Source organism: Mycobacterium sp. IDUB_19, assembly GCF_055419445.1.
Genome location: NZ_JBVAXR010000102.1, coordinates 1 through 3,502, shown reverse-complemented (window position 1 = coordinate 3,502; position 3,502 = coordinate 1). Strand labels below are relative to the sequence as shown.

Annotated in this window: 4 protein-coding genes; 3 read left to right on the top strand and 1 reads right to left on the bottom strand. The window is 60.6% G+C overall.

What is annotated here, in order from left to right:
- Positions 1–126 (top strand): VOC family protein (locus tag ACZY0B_RS27030; protein ID WP_463767302.1); only part of this gene is annotated, 126 nt, incomplete at its 5' end.
- Positions 127–155: 29 nt separating this feature from the next.
- On the opposite strand, the gene ACZY0B_RS27025 is transcribed toward ACZY0B_RS27030, so the two are convergent.
- Positions 156–1,040 (bottom strand): HNH endonuclease, encoded by an 885-nt coding sequence (locus ACZY0B_RS27025; RefSeq protein ID WP_463767301.1) that lies wholly within the window; start codon positions 1,038–1,040, stop codon positions 156–158.
- A gap of 164 nt (positions 1,041–1,204) precedes the next feature.
- On the opposite strand from ACZY0B_RS27025, the gene ACZY0B_RS27020 reads away from it, so the two are divergent.
- Together ACZY0B_RS27020 and ACZY0B_RS27015 are read left to right on the top strand one after the other, a co-directional pair.
- Positions 1,205–1,459, top strand: a complete 255-nt coding sequence (locus ACZY0B_RS27020) for a DUF3761 domain-containing protein (RefSeq protein ID WP_463767300.1) — start codon at positions 1,205–1,207, stop codon at positions 1,457–1,459.
- Between the two features lie 241 nt (positions 1,460–1,700).
- Positions 1,701–3,502: toll/interleukin-1 receptor domain-containing protein (locus ACZY0B_RS27015; RefSeq protein ID WP_463767299.1), on the top strand; the 1,802-nt coding region annotated here is incomplete at its 3' end.

Here is a 3,502-nt window from a genome sequence, read left to right as displayed (position 1 = left end):
AAGTTCGGGGGAACGATCATCGATGCGGCGGTATCGGAAGCGATGGCGATGATCCGGGACCCGGACGGGCAACTCATTGAGCTGGTCACGGATGGATGGCTGGCGGCGCTGCCGCCGCGGCCGTAGAGCCGCACCATTGCGCAGGGTTTGGTCACCTAGCTCGCGGTCTTGAATTCTTCGAAGCGCTCGGCAAGCCGGTCCCTGGATGGTTGGTCAGCTCGTCGCTTGGGAAGAGTCAACCCACGACCATCCATTTCCTGGAGGCCGTGCAGAAGCATCGGGCCATCCGTTTCTTCCATAAGCTCCCCCTTGATGCACACCACATAATCAGGCGAGATACCAAGTAGATTCGCGTCGTATGCTGCGTGATGGATCTTGCAAAGGCTGAGGCCGTTGTCGACCGACGGCACGCCATGAAATTTGTCATCTCCGATGATATGGGCGGCATCGAGAAGCTTGCCGTGCTTTAGGGTGCACACAGCACATCGCTGCTCGTAGGCATGCATGATGCATCTGCGGAACTCTGGTTGGTGCAAGCGTTGCCTCATTGCCCGTTCTGCGTATGCGCGCTCGATCGGTTTGAGGTGGAGCGGGTCCGACACGATTCTGAGGCTCTCATCCAGTGCGATCATGAACCGACGATTTATGGCGTCGTCCGCGATGACATACGCAGGAAAGATTGGGACGTATACACCATCTTTGATCTTGCGAAGCAGGATGATAGGTAGCGCGAGATCAAGAGCTCGGCGCATCTTGCTGTTGTCGCCCGCTGTGCTATCCCGTTGGTAGTCATATGCGAACAACGATCCGCCCACATGGGTGTCGGCGTATCCGCCATCAGGACTGGAAACAATCGACAGGGTGCCGAGTAGGTCCCTGGGATTCCAGATTCCCTTATTGCGATCGATGATGCGGCGGGTTTGATCACCTATCCTTAAGGATTCCAATTGCTTGCGAGTGACCGCACCGTATTCGGAAACGAGCTCTGTGAGCTGTTCGAATATGAGCTCGCGGAGATGCAGTTCGACTGCACTTTCCATGCTTGAAGCTTGACATGCCGATCAGCGGCGGGTCTTGCGTTTGAGCAACCCGGCACGGGAGTATTGACGATTCGACTGTTACCGATCGGTCAGCGGCATAGGCTCCCTGGGACGATTCGGGCGAGGTCACCAAATTTTCATGTGCGAGCAAGGAGCTTTGCAACGTGTTATTCCGCGCGACTCTGATCGCTGTATCAATCGCTACGGCCAGTTGCGGTTTGGCATCACCGGCATATTCGTCGCCCGGCGGCGGCTGCTACACCGCTGCATCGGGTGACTGTGTGCCATATCCGCAAAAGGGTGGCTCACAGCCACAGGGCGCAACTGCCCAATGCGCGGATGGAAGTTGGTCGTTCAGTGAACACCCGCATGCCAGTGGGACATGCCACGGACATGGAGGCGTGCAACAGTATTTGTAGGCGTAGGCAAAGTTGATTCACGACGGATCTTGCATCGAGCCCAAAAGCCTGACCGCAGCCGCCAGCTGCCTTTTGAATACTCGTGCACCTCACGAAATCTGACCAAATCACTCGGTCCCTTTAAGGGCATTCGCTACCCCCAACCCGCCTGACAGGATTATTCTTTCGTTCGCGGCACTGCGGGAGCGGCAGTGCCGTGCGCGGCGATTCGGGGGCCTCCAAGAAAGGGGCGTGCACGTAGGTGTCGCGGATTTTCTTGAGCCACTCCAGCAAGGACACTCGCGAGGCGATCGCGCTCAAGACCTGGCTGACCGAGCGGCGGCCGGAGCTCGGCGACGAGATCTTCATCGACGTCGACAGCCAGACCGGCCTGAAGCTGGGGGAGCAGTGGAAGACCCAGCTGTTCACCGGCAAGTCGCGCTGCGAGCATTTCATCTGTTTGCTGTCACAGAATTGGGCGAATTCCACCGAGTGCAACGTCGAATACCGCACGGCCGAGGGTTTGGGTAAACGGATTCTGGTCGCGCGGTTAGAGGATCTGGGCAACAACGACATCACCTCGGCCTGGCAGCGCTGCGATTTGTTCGCCGACGGTGAGTGCAGCGACATCGAGGTGACCGACGGTCCACCTGTACGCTTCAACACCGCAGCACTCACCCGGATCATGGAGGCCGTCGACGGCAGTGGGGCGGGCCCGCGCCAATTTGTTTGGCCGCCAGGGACGGGTCCGCAACGGGCGCCGTATCGCGGGTGGGAGCCGTTTGAGGAAATCGATGCGGGGGTGTTCTTCGGCCGCGACGCCGTGATCGCGCGAGGCGTAGATGCGTTGCTGAGCATGCGATTTCGGCTGCTGGCCACCATGTCTGGACTCAAGTCGTTGTTTGTGGTTCTGGGCCCTTCGGGTAGTGGGAAATCGTCGTTCTTGCGCGCCGGGCTGATCCCGCGGCTGCGGCGCAAGGACCGCGAGTTCATGGTGCTGGGAATCATGCGGCCACAAGGCAACCCGCTCACCGGCGATACGGGCTTGGCCGCGGCGATTCACGCCGGCCGCGAATCTCTCGACCTGCCCAGCCCCTCACTGGGAAACATCAAGAAGGCCTGCGGACAGCGAGATGTCGATCAGATCTTCCAACTGTTGCGCGAAATCCGCTTCGCGGCCGCCGCGCAGCTCGCCCTAGCTCGTCCTACTGCGCCGACCGCCGCGCCGACACTGATTCTGCCGATCGACCAGGCCGAGGAATTGTTCTCCGCCGAGGCGGGCCCGCAGACCGAAGAATTCCTCACCATGTTGGCCGAGCTGATCCACCGAATCAACGCCGACGAGGTGGGATTGGTTGTGGCGGTGACCATCCGCACCGACCGCTACGAGGCGATGCAACGTCATCCCGCTCTCGACGGCATCGGCACGGCCATCTTCGACGATCTCAAACCCATGCCGCGCGAGGAATTCAAAGAGGTCATCGTCGGGCCGGCGGCACGCGCCACCGAGGCGGGTACGCGCCTGGTGATCAAGGACAACCTGGTGGCCAGACTGCTCGAAGACGTGGGCGAGGGTGCCGACACCCTGCCCCTGCTGGCCCTGACCCTGTCCCGGCTGTACGCCGACTACGGCGGTACCGGCGAGATCAGCGCATCCGATTATGAGGCCATGGGCGGCATGGCCGACGTCGTCAACAACGCCATCGACGAGCTCGTCAACCAATACCCGGGTGGACGCGAAAACGCGCTGGAACTCCTACGTTCGGCGTTTATCCCATGGCTGGCCACCATCAACTCGCTCAACGATCAGGCATTGCGACGGGTGGCCCTCGAATCCGACCTGCCCAAGGACAGTCGGCCCCTGATCGACGCCTTCGTGACAAAGCGATTACTGGTGCGCGACGAGCGCGACGGCCAGGTCGTTGTCGAAGTCGCCCTGGAAAGCCTGCTGCGCCAATGGGATGCCCTCGTCGGCTGGTTAGCCGACGAACGTCTGAACCTCAAGATCGCCGACGACATCGAACGCAATGCCGCCGCCTGGGAACACCATGGCCGCGACTCGTC